This window comes from Rhizobium sp. ARZ01 (genome assembly GCF_014851675.1).
Taxonomy (GTDB): domain Bacteria; phylum Pseudomonadota; class Alphaproteobacteria; order Rhizobiales; family Rhizobiaceae; genus Mycoplana.
This window is the reverse complement of record NZ_JACVAE010000002.1, coordinates 514,111-528,844: the sequence shown is the minus strand read 5'-3', so window position 1 is coordinate 528,844 and position 14,734 is coordinate 514,111. Positions and strand designations below refer to the sequence as shown.

General features: G+C 62.3%; 13 protein-coding genes. 10 read left to right on the top strand and 3 right to left on the bottom strand.

The features are described 5' to 3' along the window. The first annotated feature begins 51 nt into the window (after positions 1-51). From infB to truB, 3 genes are all read left to right on the top strand, one after another. Positions 52-2,697, top strand: a complete 2,646-nt coding sequence (gene infB, locus IB238_RS16665) for a translation initiation factor IF-2 (RefSeq protein ID WP_192249217.1) — start codon at positions 52-54, stop codon at positions 2,695-2,697. Positions 2,698-2,769: 72 nt separating this feature from the next. After that, complete coding sequence (gene rbfA, locus IB238_RS16660; protein ID WP_192249215.1) at positions 2,770-3,171, top strand: 30S ribosome-binding factor RbfA; 402 nt, start codon at positions 2,770-2,772, stop codon at positions 3,169-3,171. Positions 3,172-3,182: 11 nt separating this feature from the next. Further along, positions 3,183-4,115, top strand: coding sequence for a tRNA pseudouridine(55) synthase TruB (truB, locus tag IB238_RS16655; protein WP_192249212.1), 933 nt, complete (start codon positions 3,183-3,185; stop codon positions 4,113-4,115). Between the two features lie 40 nt (positions 4,116-4,155). Here truB and gstA read toward each other — a convergent pair whose 3' ends face one another. Then, positions 4,156-4,764 carry a glutathione transferase GstA gene (gene gstA, locus IB238_RS16650; RefSeq protein ID WP_192249209.1) on the bottom strand — a complete coding sequence of 203 codons (609 nt, stop codon included), beginning with the start codon at positions 4,762-4,764 and terminating at the stop codon, positions 4,156-4,158. Between the two features lie 283 nt (positions 4,765-5,047). Here gstA and IB238_RS16645 point away from each other — a divergent pair, with 283 nt between their 5' ends. The 6 genes from IB238_RS16645 (at position 5,048) to IB238_RS16620 (ending at position 12,971) form a co-directional block, all read left to right on the top strand. Next, positions 5,048-6,703 (top strand): sensor histidine kinase, encoded by a 1,656-nt coding sequence (locus IB238_RS16645; RefSeq protein ID WP_246723687.1) that lies wholly within the window; start codon positions 5,048-5,050, stop codon positions 6,701-6,703. 182 nt (positions 6,704-6,885) lie between these two features. Next, positions 6,886-7,155 (top strand): 30S ribosomal protein S15, encoded by a 270-nt coding sequence (gene rpsO / locus IB238_RS16640; RefSeq protein WP_112600475.1) that lies wholly within the window; start codon positions 6,886-6,888, stop codon positions 7,153-7,155. A gap of 328 nt (positions 7,156-7,483) precedes the next feature. Next, positions 7,484-9,628, top strand: coding sequence for a polyribonucleotide nucleotidyltransferase (gene pnp, locus IB238_RS16635; RefSeq protein ID WP_192249203.1), 2,145 nt, complete (start codon positions 7,484-7,486; stop codon positions 9,626-9,628). Positions 9,629-9,729: 101 nt separating this feature from the next. Beyond that, positions 9,730-10,746 carry a class I SAM-dependent methyltransferase gene (locus IB238_RS16630; RefSeq protein ID WP_192249200.1) on the top strand — a complete coding sequence of 339 codons (1,017 nt, stop codon included), beginning with the start codon at positions 9,730-9,732 and terminating at the stop codon, positions 10,744-10,746. Between the two features lie 148 nt (positions 10,747-10,894). Continuing rightward, the gene (locus IB238_RS16625; protein WP_192249197.1) at positions 10,895-12,058 is read left to right on the top strand and encodes a TMEM43 family protein; all 1,164 of its coding nucleotides are present in this window, start codon (positions 10,895-10,897) and stop codon (positions 12,056-12,058) included. A gap of 121 nt (positions 12,059-12,179) precedes the next feature. Beyond that, positions 12,180-12,971 carry a YdcF family protein gene (locus IB238_RS16620; protein WP_192249194.1) on the top strand — a complete coding sequence of 264 codons (792 nt, stop codon included), beginning with the start codon at positions 12,180-12,182 and terminating at the stop codon, positions 12,969-12,971. Positions 12,972-13,000: 29 nt separating this feature from the next. Here IB238_RS16620 and IB238_RS16615 read toward each other — a convergent pair whose 3' ends face one another. Then, complete coding sequence (locus tag IB238_RS16615; protein ID WP_192249191.1) at positions 13,001-13,474, bottom strand: hypothetical protein; 474 nt, start codon at positions 13,472-13,474, stop codon at positions 13,001-13,003. Positions 13,475-13,626: 152 nt separating this feature from the next. Here IB238_RS16615 and IB238_RS16610 point away from each other — a divergent pair, with 152 nt between their 5' ends. Beyond that, on the top strand, positions 13,627-14,262 hold the full coding sequence (locus IB238_RS16610) for a trimeric intracellular cation channel family protein (RefSeq protein WP_192249188.1): 636 nt from the start codon (positions 13,627-13,629) through the stop codon (positions 14,260-14,262). 27 nt (positions 14,263-14,289) lie between these two features. Here IB238_RS16610 and irrA read toward each other — a convergent pair whose 3' ends face one another. After that, complete coding sequence (gene irrA, locus IB238_RS16605) at positions 14,290-14,712, bottom strand: iron response transcriptional regulator IrrA (RefSeq protein ID WP_192249185.1); 423 nt, start codon at positions 14,710-14,712, stop codon at positions 14,290-14,292. Positions 14,713-14,734 lie beyond the last annotated feature (22 nt).

Sequence of the window (14,734 nt, the reverse complement as noted above, 5' to 3'; positions counted from 1 at the left end):
ACAGGGTCTGGTGCGACGCATCCGGTCCTGATCTAACGGAACGGAAGCGGAATGACGGACAACAAAGATGACAAGACGATCAGCGTAGCGGGCAAGAAGACCCTTCACCTGAAGCCGACCGGCGTTCAACAGGGTACCGTGCGTCAGGATATGGGCCGCGGCCGCACGAAGGCCGTCGTCGTCGAGACCCGCAAGCGGCGCCCGGGGCGGCCGGAGGACGAGCGCGCGCCGGTGGTCCATACGCCGGCTCCATCGCCGCGCGTTGCCGAGCAGCCCGTGCGTCACCAGCCAGCCCAGCCGCAGCGCCAGGAGCAGCAGCGGCCGCGCGTCGGCGTCGTGCTGAACCAGCTGTCACCGGAAGAGATCGAGGCTCGTCGCAAGGCACTGGCGGATGCGCAGGTGCGTGAGGCCGAAGACGCGCGTCGCCGCGCCGAAGAAGAGGCGCGCCGCAAGGTCGAGGAAGAGGCGCGCCGCAAGGCCGAGGAAGAGGCACGCGTCCAGCGCGAGAAGGAAGAGGCCGAGCGCCGGGCCGCCGCCGAAGCGCGCGGCGAGGCCGTAGTCGAGCAAGCCGCCGCGCCCGTCGAAGCGCCAGTTGTTCCACCGGTCGTCGCACCGCGTCCGCAGAGCGCCCGTCCGGCATCCCCGACCCCAGGGGCTCCTGCCCCTGCTATCGGTGCACGCGGCCGCCGCGAAACCGAAGAGGATGAAAGCCGTGCGCGCGGTCCAAGCGGTCCGGCACGCGGTAAGATTACGCGTCCCGAGCCCGCCAAGGCCCCTGCCCGCCCGAAGGGCGATGATGGCCGCCGCCAGGGCAAGCTGACGCTGACGACCGCATCGACGGACGAAGACGGCACGCAGCGCGGCCGTTCGCTGTCGGCCATGCGCCGCCGCCAGGAAAAGTTCAAACGCTCCATGATGCAGGAGACTCGCGAGAAGATTTCGCGCGAAGTCGTCCTGCCGGAAACCATCACGATTCAGGAACTGTCGCAGCGCATGTCCGAACGCGCCGTCGACGTTATCAAGTTCCTGATGAAGGAAGGCCAGATGATGAAGCCGGGCGACCTGATCGATGCTGATCTGGCCGAGCTGATCGCTGGCGAATTCGGCCATACGGTCAAGCGCGTATCGGAATCCGACGTTGAGGAAGGAATCTTCAACGTTGCCGACGACGAGGCCGAAATGGTTTCGCGTCCGCCGATCGTGACCATCATGGGCCACGTCGACCACGGCAAGACGTCGCTGCTCGACGCCATCCGGCATGCAAACGTGGTGGCCGGCGAAGCCGGTGGCATCACTCAGCACATCGGCGCCTACCAGGTCGAGCAGGACGGCAACAAGATCACCTTCATCGACACTCCCGGCCACGCCGCCTTCACGGCGATGCGTGCCCGTGGTGCGCAGGCGACCGACATTGCGATCCTCGTCGTTGCGGCAGACGATAGCGTCATGCCGCAGACGATCGAGTCCATCAACCACGCCAAGGCGGCCGGCGTGCCGATCATCGTGGCGATCAACAAGGTCGACAAGCCGACGGCCGATCCGCAGAAGGTGCGCACGCAGCTCCTCCAGCACGAGGTTTTCGTCGAATCCATGGGCGGTGAAGTGCTTGACGTCGAGGTTTCGGCGAAGAACGGCACCAATCTGGACAAGCTGCTCGAAGCGGTGCTGCTGCAGGCCGAAATCCTCGATCTCAAGGCCAACCCGAACCGCACTGCTGAAGGTGTCGTCGTTGAGGCCGAGCTTGATCGTGGTCGCGGCGCCGTCGCCACCGTGCTCGTGCAGACGGGTACATTGACGCCCGGCCAGATCATCGTTGCCGGCGACCAGTGGGGCCGCGTGCGCGCGCTCGTCACCGACAAGGGTGAGCATGTGAAGGCTGCTGGTCCCTCCATGCCGGTCGAGATTCTCGGTCTGTCGGGAACGCCGGCCGCCGGCGACAAGTTCGCCGTGGTAGAGAACGAAAGCCGCGCCCGCGAAATCTCGGAATATCGCCAGCGTCTCGCCCGTGAGAAGCAGGTTGCACGCCAGTCCGGTTCGCGCGGTTCGCTCGAGCAGATGATGAGCCAGTTGCACTCCTCCGGTCTGAAGGAGTTCCCGCTGGTCATCAAGGGCGACGTGCAGGGCTCGATCGAAGCCATCGCCGGCTCCCTCGAAAAGCTCGGCACCGACGAGGTGCGCGCCCGCATCGTCCATTCGGGCGCCGGCGGTATCACCGAGTCGGACATCTCGCTTGCCGAAGCGTCGAACGCCGCCATCATCGGCTTCAACGTCCGCGCCAACGCGCAGGCCCGCAGCCTCGCCGAGCGCCAGGGCATCGAGATCCGCTACTACAACATCATCTACGATCTGATGGATGACGTGAAGGCTGCGATGTCGGGTCTGCTGTCTCCGGAGCGCCGCGAGACCTTCCTCGGCAATGCCGAGATCCTGGAGGTGTTCAACATCACCAAGGTCGGCAAGGTCGCGGGTTGCCGCGTCACCGAAGGCAAGGTCGAGCGTGGCTCTGGCGTCCGCCTGGTGCGCGACAACGTCGTCATCCACGAGGGCAAGCTCAAGACGCTCAAGCGCTTCAAGGACGAAGTCTCGGAAGTGCAGTCCGGGCAGGAGTGCGGCATGGCCTTCGAGAACTACGAGGACATCCGCGCCGGCGACACGATCGAGTGCTTCCGCGTGGAGCACATCACGCGCACGCTGTAAGGGCTCGTCCAGTCAGCTGTCATGCGAGCGTCGGAGAGTTTCGGCGCTCGCATTTTTTTAAAGGTATCGACAATGACTAGAGCAACCTCCTCTGCTCCCTCGCAGCGCATGCTGCGTGTCGGCGAACAGGTCCGCGCCGCGATTACCCAGGTCCTGCAGCGCGGTGAAGTGCGCGATCCGCTGATCGAAAAGACAGTCATTTCGATCTCCGAAGTGCGTATGTCGCCCGATCTTAAGCATGCCACCGCCTATGTTACGCCGCTTGGCGTGCAGGACCACGCGGCCGTCATCGAGGCACTGAATCGCAACGCGAAGTTCATCCGCGGCCGCCTCGGTCCGCAGTTGCGCCAGATGAAGTACATGCCGGACGTGCGTTTCCGCGACGACACCAGCTTCGACAACTACAAGAAGATCGACGAATTGCTGCGCTCCCCGGAAGTGGCGCGCGACCTCGACGACACCGACGAACAATAACAGAAGAGCCGATGTCCAAACCACGCAAACCCAAGGGCCGCCCGATCTCGGGCTGGCTGATCCTCGACAAGCCGTTCGACTTCGGCTCGACCGAAGCAGTCTCGAAAATCAAGTGGCTGTTCAAGGCGCAGAAGGCCGGGCATGCCGGAACGCTCGACCCGCTTGCCTCCGGCATGCTGCCGATCGCGCTCGGTGATGCGACCAAGACCGTTCCCTATGTCATGGATGGGCGGAAGATCTACGAATTCACCGTCACCTGGGGCGAGGAACGCTCAACCGACGATCTGGAAGGAGAGGTGACGCTGTCTTCCGACACGCGCCCGACTGCCGACGCAATCAACGCATTGCTGTCGGGCTATACCGGTGTGATCCAGCAGGTGCCGCCCCAGTTCTCGGCGATCAAGATCGGCGGTGAGCGCGCCTACGACATCGCCCGTGACGGCGAAACGGTGGAAATACCCGCCCGCGAGGTCGAAATCCACCGCCTTACTCTTCTCGGCTGTCCTGATGCAAACAGCGCCCGGTTCGAGGTTGAATGCGGCAAAGGCACCTATGTGCGCGCGCTCGCCCGCGATTTCGGTCGCGATCTCGGCTGTTACGGGCACATTTCCGAGTTACGCCGCACCTATGTCGCGCCTTTCGGCGAGGAGGATATGGTGCCGCTGGCCGATCTGACCGCACTTGAGAAGATCGAGGATGAGGCCGAACGCCTCGCCGCCCTGGACGCGTTCCTAATCGATACCGGTGAAGCGCTTTCGACCCTTCCGCAGATCGTCATCAATGACGATCAGGCCCATAGGCTGCGCATGGGCAATCCCATCATCCTGCGTGGCCGTGATGCGCCGGTTTCCGCCGATGAGGCCTATGCCACGGCACGCGGTAAGCTGGTGGCGATCGGCGAGATCGGCGGGGGCGAATTCCGTCCGAAACGGGTATTCAATTGATGCAATGCGCGCGGCCTGGCCGCGCGCATGCTTTGGCCGGTCAGGCCAGACCTTCGGCCTTCAACGTTGCCTGCACGGAGGGCCTAGCAGCAATCCGTTCCACGTAGGCCGTCAGCTTGGGCCACCCCGCAAGAGAAATGCCCGTGACGCTCGACCAGTTGGCGACGACGAACGCATAAGCGTCCGCAACTGTGAAGGCGGAACCTGTCAGATAGGCCCTACCGTCCGACAGACAGGATTCCAGCCAGTCGAATTTCTTGCCGACCATTTCGCGCGCAGCGTCCTTTTCTGCGTCCGTCTTGCCGGGATGGAAAAGGGGGCTGAACGCCTTGTGCAGTTCCGAACCGACGAAGCTCAGCATTTCCTGCACCCGCGCACGCGCAAGCGTGCCGGCGGGAGGTGCAAGCTCCGTCGCTCCATTGGCGTCGGCGATGTACTGAAGGATCGCCGGACCTTCGGTCAGGATTTCCCCGTTTTCAATTTCGAGCGCAGGCACGGCGCCCTTGGGATTGATCGCCCAATAGTCCCGGCCGCTTTCCATGACCTTCGTCTTGGTGCTGACCTTTTCGATCTCGAACGGCTTGCCGATCTCATTGAGAACGACGTGGGAAGCCATCGAGCAGGCGCCGGGTGAGTAGTAGAGCTTCACGTGAATTTCCTTCCTGGAAAACGACTGGCAACGCGGCTGGAATACCCGTCCGAAGCCCAATTGCAAACATTGCTTTTGGATCATCTGTCTGTCCGGCTTTACTGAAGTGGTCAAATGTCGCCGCTTGATTTCCATCTGGCGGCAATGCTGAATAGCGTTTGCTGAGCGAGCAATGCGCGTCGAGCGCCAACACGGAACGGGCCACCGGTTGACGATCAAAAGCCCACGAGACGAACGAGCTGTATCCAGTCCATCCCGCGCGGGAGGTGGCTGGCGCGAAAGGATGCGCCGTCCTGTCGCTTTCTATCTTGTCTGCCTGATCCTCGTCGTGGTGGTTCCGTCCTTCGTGTTCGCCACCCTTGTGCTCAATAGAGCTAATGAGGCTCAGGAACGGGCGGTCGAATCGCTTCTCAAGACCTCGACCGGAGCGGTCAACAGGGTGATTGACCGTGAGGTGTCGGCAATGTTGTCGACGTTGACGTTCTTTTCGACGTCATCCTACCTGCAGAATGGCGACTTCAAGGGCCTTCAGGCACAGGCAGTCAAAGCATTGGCAGGCACGGATGCCCATCTACTCGTGATCGGCAAGGACTATCAGCAGCGTCTGAACACGCGCGTGCCCTCTGGCACGGAACTTGGCCGTACATCGGACGAAGCGACCGCGCAGAAGGCGTTGGAAGGCGATAGGCCGGCGGTATCAAACCTGTTTTTCGACCAAGTCGCCCAGAAGTGGGTGTTCAATGTTCATCAGCCGGTCCGGCTCAACTCTGGTGAAACGGTCTTACTCACCTTGACCCAGGATGCGGACTATCTGTCCAAAGTCGTGACGCCGGACCTTTTGTCTCCGGGTTGGAATGCGGCGGTGCTCGACGATACCGGGACTGTCATCGTCTCGACGGATGCTGCGGCCGTCACCGGCAAGCCTTTCTTCCTTCAGGTGGTGCCCGCCTTCCGTATCGGCCTTGGCAGCGCCCGTCACCAGGATGTCGACTATCAGGTCGTGACGGACTTCTCAGCCCTGACCGGATGGAAAATCGTCACTTGGGCCGAGGCCGCCGTCGTTCAGGCTCCGGCAACCTCGTCGCTCGTGTGGCTCATTGCCGGTGGGGCGATCATCGCAACACTGGCGACGGCCGCGGCGGTGTTCATCGCACGGATCCTATCGCGGGACGTCAGGATGCTTGCACGCGACGCCATGCGGCTCGGGCTCGGCGAGCGCGTGCCGCCCCGCCGCCACATCATTTCGGAGCTGGACACGGTGTCGAAGGCGTTATCGGGGGCGGCCGATGCGCGCAAACGGGCGGAGAGCGAGATACGCTTTCTCATGCGCGAAGTGGCACACCGCTCGAAGAACCAGCTGACGGTCATCCAGGCGATGCTGAACCAGTCCGTGACCACGGCGGCATCCCCGACTGCCTTCGCCGATGCCTTTCGAAAGCGACTCGCGGGGCTTGCCCGTTCGACAGACCTGATGATCGCAAATACCGCACTTGGCGTCGCCCTCGAAGAACTGGCGCGAAACCAGCTGAAACCCTTTGTGCCTGATGACCCTGCGCGAGTTCGAATGTCCGGTCCCCTCGTGCGGCTCGGCAGCCAGGCGTCGCAAACACTCGGCATGGCGCTTCACGAGCTTGCGACCAATGCCGCCAAGCATGGAGCGTTTTCCAATGCTCGCGGCATCGTCGAATTTTCTTGGGCAGTCGAGGGCGAGCGGTTGAACCTTGTCTGGCGCGAGAGCGGTGTGAATCTCGATCCGGAACGGACAGAGGCCCCGCCGAAGGGTTTCGGAAGCGTCGTCCTGGAACGCATGATCGGCATTGCGATGGATGCGGAACTAGAGCGCCGAATGCATGCGGACGGAATTGAATGGCGGTTTTCCATCCCGCTGTCGAAGCTCGATGATGAGCCGGCCAACATGCCCGGTGAGAGGGTAGGTTGAGACGGGAGGCGTTGCGGACGTCAGACCATTGGCAGCCGAACCGACGCCCCTTCCATTTCCCCGTTGAATGGTTTATAGGCACCGCCAGCATGCGGGCCAATTCCGCCTGCCTTCATGGCCGTCGCTGGACGACATCCCGGCGATTGGCGACCCAAGTCCTCCATTTCAAGAAAGGATCTCCGATGTCGATCACTGCTGAGCGCAAGGCTGCGCTGATCAAGGAATACGCAACCGTCGAAGGCGATACCGGTTCTCCGGAAGTCCAGGTGGCGATCCTGACCGAGCGCATCAACAACCTGACGGAACACTTCAAAGGCCACAAGAAGGATAACCATTCCCGCCGTGGCCTGTTGACGATGGTTTCGAGCCGCCGCTCGCTTCTTGACTATCTCAAGAAGAAGGATGAAGCCCGCTACAGCAAGCTGATTGCTGCTCTGGGCATCCGCCGCTAAGGTTTTCTGGCGGGCGTTCCTCGCGGAGCGCCCGCCAGTTGTTTTCGCGGAGCTTCTCCGCATGTTCCGCTGATCGGAACAAAATCGTCCAGCAGGCCGGATGGGCCGGACCTGCGGAACAACCGATGGCCTGTCATGGGGCAGGATTGCAGGATGCTTCAGGCGCTCGCCTGTGTCCGGCGGCGAGAAGCGCCAGATCCGGACAATGCGAAGTCGCCACGACGCGAAGCCTCCTGTTGTCTTGCCCATGATGCGTCACGAATGCGGATAGAGCCACCTGCGCCGACTAGGCGGCGGTGCGTATCTCCGCAACAAGTAAGGACAAGACATGTTCGATACTCATACGGTTGAAATCGAATGGGCGGGTCGTCCGCTCAAGCTGGAAACCGGCAAGATCGCCCGTCAGGCTGACGGTGCCGTTCTCGCCACCTACGGCGAGACCGTCGTTCTCGCCACCGTCGTTTCGGCCAAGGCGCCGAAGCCGGGCCAGGACTTCTTCCCGCTGACCGTCAACTACCAGGAAAAGACCTACGCGGCCGGCAAGATCCCGGGTGGCTACTTCAAGCGCGAAGGCCGTCCGAGCGAAAACGAAACCCTGGTTTCGCGCCTGATCGACCGCCCGATCCGCCCGCTCTTCCCGGAAGGCTACAAGAACGACACGCAGGTCGTCGTCACCGTTGTCCAGCATGATCTCGAGAACAACCCCGACGTTCTCTCGATGGTCGCTGCTTCGGCTGCTCTCACGATCTCCGGCGTTCCCTTCATGGGCCCGGTCGGTGGCGCACGCGTTGGCTACATCAACGGCGAATACGTTCTGAACCCGCATCTCGACGAGATGGACGAGTCGGTTCTCGACCTCGTCGTCGCCGGCACGCAGGACGCCGTTCTGATGGTTGAATCCGAAGCCAAGGAACTCAACGAAGAGGTAATGCTCGGCGCCGTCATGTTCGGCCACCGCGGTTTCCAGCCGGTCATCGACGCGATCATCAAGCTCGCCGAGGTCGCTGCCAAAGAGCCCCGCGATTTCCAGCCGGAAGATCATTCCGAGCTCGAAGCCGAAATGCTCAAGCTCTTCGAAGCCGAACTGCGCGAAGGCTACAAGATCACCCAGAAGGCTGATCGCTACGCTGCCGTCGACGCCGTCAAGGCAAAGGTCAAGGCTCACTTCTTCCCGGAAGGTGTTGAGCCGAAGTACACCGCCGAAGTTATCGGAGCCGTATTCAAGCACCTGCAGGCCAAGATCGTTCGCTGGAACATCCTCGACACCAAGAGCCGCATCGACGGCCGCGACCTGTCGACCGTTCGCCCGATCGTCTCGGAAGTCGGCATCCTGCCGCGCACCCACGGTTCGGCCCTGTTCACCCGCGGTGAAACGCAGGCGATCGTTGTTGCCACCCTCGGCACCGGCGAAGACGAGCAATACGTCGACAGCCTGACGGGCATGTACAAGGAGCGCTTCCTGCTCCATTACAACTTCCCTCCCTACTCGGTCGGTGAAACCGGTCGCATGGGCTCCCCGGGCCGCCGCGAAATCGGTCACGGCAAGCTCGCATGGCGCGCCATTCGTCCGATGCTGCCGACCGCCGAGCAGTTCCCCTACACGCTGCGCGTCGTTTCCGAGATCACCGAGTCGAACGGCTCGTCCTCGATGGCAACCGTCTGCGGCACCTCGCTCGCACTGATGGATGCAGGCGTTCCGCTGGCAAAGCCGGTTGCCGGTATCGCCATGGGCCTGATCTTGGAAGGCGACCGTTTCGCGGTTCTCTCCGACATCCTCGGTGACGAGGATCACCTCGGAGACATGGACTTCAAGGTCGCAGGTACTGCTGACGGTATCACCTCGCTGCAGATGGACATCAAGATCGCCGGCATCACCGAAGAGATCATGAAGGTCGCCCTCAGCCAGGCACAGGGCGGCCGCAAGCACATCCTCGGCGAGATGGCCAACGCCATCACCGAAGGCCGTTCGGAACTCGGCGAGTTCGCTCCCCGCATCGAAGTGATGAACATCCCGGTCGACAAGATCCGCGAAGTCATCGGTTCGGGCGGCAAGGTCATCCGCGAGATCGTCGAAAAGACCGGCGCCAAGGTCAACATCGAAGACGACGGAACCATCAAGATCGCCTCGTCCTCGGCCAAGGAGATCGAAGCGGCCCGCAAGTGGATCCACTCGATCGTCGCTGAGCCGGAAGTTGGCCAGATCTACGAAGGCACGGTCGTCAAGACCGCCGACTTCGGCGCCTTCGTCAACTTCTTCGGCCCGCGTGACGGCCTGGTCCATATCTCGCAGCTCTCCTCCGAGCGCGTGGCCAAGACCACCGATGTCATCAAGGAAGGCGACAAGGTCTACGTCAAGCTCATGGGCTTCGATGAGCGCGGCAAGGTTCGCCTTTCCATGAAGGTCGTCGATCAGGCGACCGGCAAGGAAATCGTCGCCGAGAAGAAGAGCGACGGCGGCGAGGCTGCCGAGTAAGATCTTTCCGATCGAATGCGGGGGCGCGGAGCGGCATGTTCCGCGCCCCTTTTTCATTGCAGACGCGGGGCTTAACCCGCGCACGTCCTGAGAGTTGTCCCATGAGCCGCGACGCGCTTAAAACCCTGTTCCACCCCTTTGCCGCCGGTCTGGTCGAGATGCCGACTGAAGGCCAGCGCTTCCTCTTCCTCGGTGCCGAAGCCGGTCAGCGCGCGCCGGAAGGGTTTGTGGCTGAGATCGATGCGGTACAGCCTCTCCGGCCGCTCTACCGGGCGTTGGAGGCGGCGCGCTCGAAAGTGACGCCGATGGTCGAGGGCGAGGCCTATGACGGCGCCCTCGTCCTATGCGGCAAGCACAAGGGCGAGAACGAAGACCGTATCGCCGAAGCGTTGCGGCGCGTGCGCGAGGGCGGGTTGATCCTCGTTGCCGGCGGCAAGGAAGACGGTATCCAGTCGCTGCGCAAGCGCATCGACCGCTACGAATTCGGCGGCGACCACGCGCCGAAGTATCATGGTGTTGCCTTCTGGTTTGCTCGTCCTGCAGATGCCACCGCGGCAATCAAGGCTCTCGCCGCAAGCCCGGTCCGCGTTGAAGGTCGCTTCACCGCCGCCCCCGGCATGTTCTCACATGATCGCATCGATGAAGGCTCCGAGCTTCTGGCGGGCCGCATTCCGGCTGATTTCCACGGCCATGCCGCTGATTTTGGCGCCGGTTGGGGCTATCTCTCGGTTCTGCTTTGCGAACACGCGCCGGGCCTCAAGGGAGTCGACCTGTTCGAGGCCGACTACAATGCGCTTGAGGCGGCCAAGGAGAACATGGCCGAAAACTGCCCCGACGTGCCGGCCCGCTACTATTGGCAGGATCTGACGGTGGAAGCGCCGCGCGACCATTACGACCTGATCGTCATGAACCCGCCCTTCCACGAAGGACACGCTGCCGACCACGGCCTCGGTGCGGGTATGATCCGCATGGCGGCAAAGTCGCTGAAAATCGGCGGTCGCCTCCTGATGGTAGCCAACCGCGGTTTGCCCTACGAGCCTGTCCTGAAGGAAGCCTTCAAGGACAGCGGCGAAGTCTGCCGCAACGCCCGTTTCAAGGTTCTGTGGGGCAGGCGGTAGTCCTGCCAACGCTATCTGCCGTTGGTGGACGCGGCTTGTCCGGTCCGCCCGGGCATACAGCCGGCGGGAAACCGCGTAGTCCCTTTCTTAGCTCGACTGCGTTTTAAGAAGCCGGGTACCCTTACAGGGTTTGGCTGGGGATTTGACGATGAGTTTTACCGAAACAACCACCACGTCCTGGTTCGCCAGGGTGAAGAACGCTCTCGTCATGATCCTGATCGGGCTTGCGCTGGTCTGCGGCTGCATCTGGCTTCTTGCCTGGAACGAAGGTCGCTCGGTGGCGACCTACCGTGCGCTCGTTGAAGGCGCCGGCCTCGTCTCTTCCGTCGACAGCGCCTCGGTCGATCCGGCGAATGAAGGCAAACTCGTCCATATCTCTGGAGCGATCCGCCCCGATGGCGTTCCGGTGGACGACGAGCTTGGTGTCGCGGCCGAAGGTGCCTTCGCCGTCCGTCGAGCCGTCGAAATGTACCAGTGGGTCCAGCAGGAAAAGTCCGAGACGAAAAAGCAGCTCGGCGGCAGCGAGGAAACCGTCACCACCTACTCCTATGCAAAGGAGTGGCGGAGCGACGCCGTCGATTCCAGCAATTTCCGCCAAGCCGGGCACGACAATCCGGAAATGCCGATCGAGGGGGCCTTGTCCACTGTCGACAGCGCCAGCCTTGGCGCCTTCCGGATTGACGGTGACAGAGTTGCCGCCCTCGGTCAGAGCAAGGCGATCGAGCTGACGGCGGATGAAGCTGCACAAGTGAGCGAGGCCATCGGTCTCGACGGATCCGCGGCGGTGCGCAACGGGTGGGCAATCTTCTCCGACGATCCGCAGAAGCCGGCGATCGCCGACCTGCGTGTTCGCTTCGAACGCGTCGATCTCGATCAGGCGAGCTTTGTCGGTGCCCAGCGCGGCCAGGAGATCGTCGGCTATCGCGCCAGCAACGGACGTACGCTGTTCCTGAGCGAGGCCGGTACGGTCGATGCCGCGCGGATGTTTGACGCCGCACAGAGCGAAAACACGCTCATCACCTGGCTGATCCGTATCGGCGGACTTGTCGGCATCTTCGTCGGCTTTGCGATGATGCTGTCGATCCTCGGCGTGATCGCCGATGTGGTGCCGTTCATCGGTTCGATCGTCCGCTTCGGTACCGGTGCGGTGGCGCTGGTCCTCACGATGCTGATAGGTCCCCTGGTCATTGCGGTCGCCTGGATCGCCTACCGGCCGCTGGTCGCCATCGGCGTCCTCGCGGCCGGAGCTCTGCTTGCAGCCGGGATCGTCTATCTCCGCCGTGGCAGGCAGGCATTGCCCGCGGCAGCATAGCCGGTCAGCGGCCGTAGCCGGATTGGCGCGGTGTGACCTTTTCATCGTGCGCCATGCGTGATTCCCTCCGCGCAAGCGATTCGGTGCCTTGCCGAATGTGTTGTCCACAGACGGAGTGTACGTGAGCTATCTCGCATCGAAGATCTTCTGGCTGACCGCCCAGCCGCTGTCGCTGGCATTCCTCGCGATTCTCGGTGCCCTTGTCTTCGGCTGGTTCGGCTTCCGGCGCCTGCGGACGCTGTGCGTGCTGTCGTCCGCGGCGATCCTCTTCGTCACGCTGTACACAAGCACCGGCACCGTCATGCTGCAGGCCCTAGAAAATCACGTTCCGAGAGCCACTATGCCGAGCGGCGGACCTGGCTGCATCATCGTTCTAGGCGGCAGCTTCGAGGCGGAGGTGATCGCGTCACGCGGCGGGATCGAGATGAACCAGGCGGGTGATCGTTTCGTTGAAGCGTTGCGGCTGGTGCAAGCCTATCCGAACGCCCGCATTCTCGTGTCCGGCGGCGATGGCTCGTTCAGCGGCCGCTATGCCGGCGATGCCGCGGTCGCGGCCGAGTTTTTCGCCACTTTCGGGGTCGCAGCGGAACGCCTCATTCAGGAGACAGCGTCGCGAACCACCTTCGAAAATGTCGAGAACACTAAGACCCTGATTGCTGAGAACGGGCTGGACAATTGCCTGCTCGTGACGTCGGCCTTCCATATGCCGCGGGCAATCGGGCTGTTTCGAAAGGTGGGGCTGGACGTTCTGCCATGGCCGACAGACTACCGTACGAGCGGCGTTGCGCAGTTGGCGCTGGACTTTACCCAGCCGTCGGCCAATGCGCAGCTGACGACGACAGCGCTTCGGGAATGGACCGGCCTACTTGCCTATTACCTGGCGGGCCGCACGCAGTCGCTGCTGCCGGAGTGAGGCGGCCACCTACGTAAAGCAGGCGGTGTCTATTTCTTGGAGATCGTGTCAAAGCGCAGGCCGCGGACGCGGCTGGTGATGATGCAATACTCATCGTCGTCACGGCCGCAGGAGGCGGCGTTGGCCTTCATCTCGAATACCAAATTGCCGTAGCGCTTCTTCAATTCGTAACCGTAGAGGTCGGCGTTGGCGATGAAGACGTAGCCGCCTTCGGCGACCCCGACATAGAAATTGTGGGGGCAGCCAACATTGCCGCACAGCTTGCCGTCAACGCCATCGCAATTGACTGCGCCGAGATTGGTGATCACGTCATCGAGGCCATCGTTATTGAAGTCCACGATCGAAGCGAAGTCATCACCATAGACCGTCGCCTTGCACTGATCGGCCACCTGTTCCTTTTCGTAGGCGACTGCGTCATCGATGATTGCCGCCGCCCTGCCAGGTATTGCCTGAACCAAGGCAAGCGACATAAGGACAATGCGAAGGGCTGAGCGGGAAAACATCGTGCAAGGCCTTTCCAAGGCGGCGGGATCGGTCAAGATGGCTGCGCGCATCCATCTGGCGGCGCAGGGCGGCTTGAGCCGCATCATTGCCTGATCAATCTGTCGCGAGGCTTGGCAAGTGCCGAGATGAAGCGAGCGGAAGAGGGGAAAGCGTGACGATATTGGAACTGCTCGACTATGCCGGCGTCGCCGTCTTTGCCGCAACCGGTGCGCTTTCGGCATCCCGCAAGCAGCTCGACGTCATCGGCTTTCTCTTTCTGGCAGCGGCAACCGGTGTCGGCGGTGGTACCTTCCGCGACGTCATCCTGGATACTGGGCCGGTCTTCTGGGTGGTCAAGCCTGCCTATCTGATTGTGTGTGTCTGCGTCGGGCTGGTGGTCTTCTTCACCGCGCATTTGTTCGAGTCACGCTATCGCCTGCTGTTGTGGTTCGATGCGATCGGCATGGCGGCGTATAGCGTGATGGGTGCCGCCAAGGGATTGGCCGCAACAGGTTCGCCCACCGTGGCAATCACCACCGGCGTCATGACCGCGAGCATCGGCGGCATCCTGCGTGATGTGCTGGCGGGTGAGCCTTCCGTCCTGCTGCGTCCGGAGATTTATGTGACGGCGGCATTGATTGGAGCTGCGGTGTACACGACTGCGATTATGGTCGGTGCGCCGCTCGCGGTCGCTTCCGGCGCTGGCTTCCTCGCTGCTTTTTTTGTGCGCGGCGGGGCCTTGCGATTCGGTTGGCGCATTACCGTCTATAAGCCTCGACCGGGGCGACATCCCGACGACGTGATGTAAATCTATGTTGAGATTGGCCGCTGGCTGTCAGCGGCCCTTTTTGGGCCGCAACCGGATGATGACGTCGACGTGGGCGATTTCCATTCCCTCGGGCGGGGCGGGCAGGTTGCCGATCTCGATGCTGCTCAACGGAATATCGAGTACCTCGTTTTCGCCTTCGACGAAGAAGTGATGGTGATCGGAGATATTGGTGTCGAAATAGGTGCGTGACCCTTCCATCGCCAATACGCGCAGCAGCCCTGCTTCGGTGAACTGGTGCAGAGTGTTATAGACAGTCGCAAGCGATACCGGGACGCCCGCGACGACCGCCTCTTCGTGCAGTTCCTCGACGGTCAGGTGGCGATCGCCTTTGGCGAAGAGAAGGTCGGCCAGCGCAATGCGCTGCCGCGTAGGCCGCAGGCCGCAGTCGCGCAACCGCGCTTCGATAGTAACTTCTCTTGCATGCGCCATGGGTGACGAATCCACTTGCCGG

What these genes read in the sequence shown, in the direction of transcription:
- infB (WP_192249217.1), top strand. Translation starts at nt 52, where the DNA reads ATGACGGACAACAAAGATGACAAGACGATCAGCGTAGCGGGCAAGAAG.
- rbfA (WP_192249215.1), top strand. Translation starts at nt 2,770, where the DNA reads ATGACTAGAGCAACCTCCTCTGCTCCCTCGCAGCGCATGCTGCGTGTC.
- truB (WP_192249212.1), top strand. Translation starts at nt 3,183, where the DNA reads ATGTCCAAACCACGCAAACCCAAGGGCCGCCCGATCTCGGGCTGGCTG.
- IB238_RS16645 (WP_246723687.1), top strand. Translation starts at nt 5,048, where the DNA reads ATGCGCCGTCCTGTCGCTTTCTATCTTGTCTGCCTGATCCTCGTCGTG.
- rpsO (WP_112600475.1), top strand. Translation starts at nt 6,886, where the DNA reads ATGTCGATCACTGCTGAGCGCAAGGCTGCGCTGATCAAGGAATACGCA.
- pnp (WP_192249203.1), top strand. Translation starts at nt 7,484, where the DNA reads ATGTTCGATACTCATACGGTTGAAATCGAATGGGCGGGTCGTCCGCTC.
- IB238_RS16630 (WP_192249200.1), top strand. Translation starts at nt 9,730, where the DNA reads ATGAGCCGCGACGCGCTTAAAACCCTGTTCCACCCCTTTGCCGCCGGT.
- IB238_RS16625 (WP_192249197.1), top strand. Translation starts at nt 10,895, where the DNA reads ATGAGTTTTACCGAAACAACCACCACGTCCTGGTTCGCCAGGGTGAAG.
- IB238_RS16615 (WP_192249191.1), bottom strand. Translation starts at nt 13,474, where the DNA reads ATGTTTTCCCGCTCAGCCCTTCGCATTGTCCTTATGTCGCTTGCCTTG.
- irrA (WP_192249185.1), bottom strand. Translation starts at nt 14,712, where the DNA reads ATGGCGCATGCAAGAGAAGTTACTATCGAAGCGCGGTTGCGCGACTGC.